The 1539-nt window shown below is 26.4% G+C and carries 2 protein-coding genes; both read right to left on the reverse strand.

Annotated elements, in window-relative coordinates:
• Positions 1-800, reverse strand: an 800-nt coding sequence (locus B5D16_RS12270) for a type IV secretory system conjugative DNA transfer family protein (RefSeq protein WP_143405134.1), incomplete at its 3' end; no start/stop codon positions are given.
• Positions 801-804: 4 nt separating this feature from the next.
• The coding region (locus B5D16_RS12275; protein ID WP_207651114.1) for a DUF3801 domain-containing protein at positions 805-1539 on the reverse strand (735 nt) is incomplete at its 5' end.

The raw sequence follows: 1539 nt of genomic DNA on the forward strand, positions 1-1539 counted from the left end.
GTCCAATCTATATCACAGGGACAATGCTGCCATATAAACGAAAAAATAGCTTTAATATATAAATGCTCTGCATTATCCCAAAATGGGTCACCACCTGTCATTTCTGTTTCAGGCTTTGTATTATCTAATATATTAGTAATCAACATTTCAAGAGTCGTAGTATCCCTAATATACGGAAAAGGATTAAAGTGCATTGATTTAGACATATTAACCGTATCAATAAAATAAACTCTAGTATTTTCCTGACTAGCTAGATAATTTCCATATTTTTTAATTAAGCTTCCCTTAGGATCTGTATAAATCATGCTACTATGATTAACTAATAAATTAGGTGTTAATATACTTGCAGACTTACCTGTTCCAGAACCACCTGCAATAAACGTATTATTGTTTAATAAAGTTGATTCATCATATCTAAATCTTATATTTTCAGATAATACTTTATTATTAGATTTATCTTCCTTATCTTCAAATTTTTTATTAAAAGCTTTTACATTACCCCATTTTGCAGAACCATATTCTTCTCCTGGCATAAAATTATACGTGCTATCTGCCAACTTATATACAAAGAACAGAAACCAAACAACTATGCCACCTAATATACAAAAAATTGTCTTATCATTAAAATAATCTTTGCTTGGATGTTCAATGTAATACATTAAATAATCCATGGCATTATCAAAATTTAATCCCTTTGTAATAAATAAAGCTGAAGCACAGAAACATATATAAATTACCATTACCAGAAAAATAGAAAAAACAATAATGGTATTTCTTCTTTTAATATTTTTTCGTTGCATATCATCACTTCCTATTTTTTATTTTTGATGCACCTATTTTATTAATCTTATCCTTAGATTTCATAGGACTATTACTAATTTCTTTATCAAACTTGTTCCATCCTGGACTAAAATAATTACACAAATCTTTGTTACGTATTATTTCAGTTTTTTTAACGTTTCCCTTACTTATTCTTTGCACAGTTGATGTAGAATCTTTATGCAAAAATGTTGTAGCGGTCTTATTATCTTTAGAGATATAAATATCTTCATTTTTAACAGCCATCATTAAAAAGCTACCTTCACCATAAGAACCAGGAACTTTAAAATAAAATATATTTTTATCTTCAGATTGATATAATTTTTCCATATCTAATGATATTTTTTCGTATTCGCTATTATTGGATAAAACTTTATATTTTTCTATTTTTGAAACTGATTTTAAATCATTAATATCCTTCTCAATATCTATATTTTCAGATTTTTCTTTTTTTTTAGTATTTTCCTTTTCAACTTTTTCCGCCATTAATGAAGATGTTTTATCAAATTCTTCTTTTTCTTCAATTGATGCATTTTCATAGTATTCTTCCTCTGAAATTTCACTAATTTTTTGAAGACTATTAAATTTGTAAATTTCACATATATCATTAATCTTATCTATATCCTGCGGATTAACAGCAATTTGTATATGATTATCTCCATGATTCAAATCTGGAAGCACAGCAAAAGGAACTCTATGTTTCTTAAAAATTTTAAAAAA

It is taken from the genome of Eubacterium uniforme (assembly GCF_900167115.1).
Lineage (GTDB): Bacteria > Bacillota > Clostridia > Lachnospirales > Lachnospiraceae > Eubacterium_S > Eubacterium_S uniforme.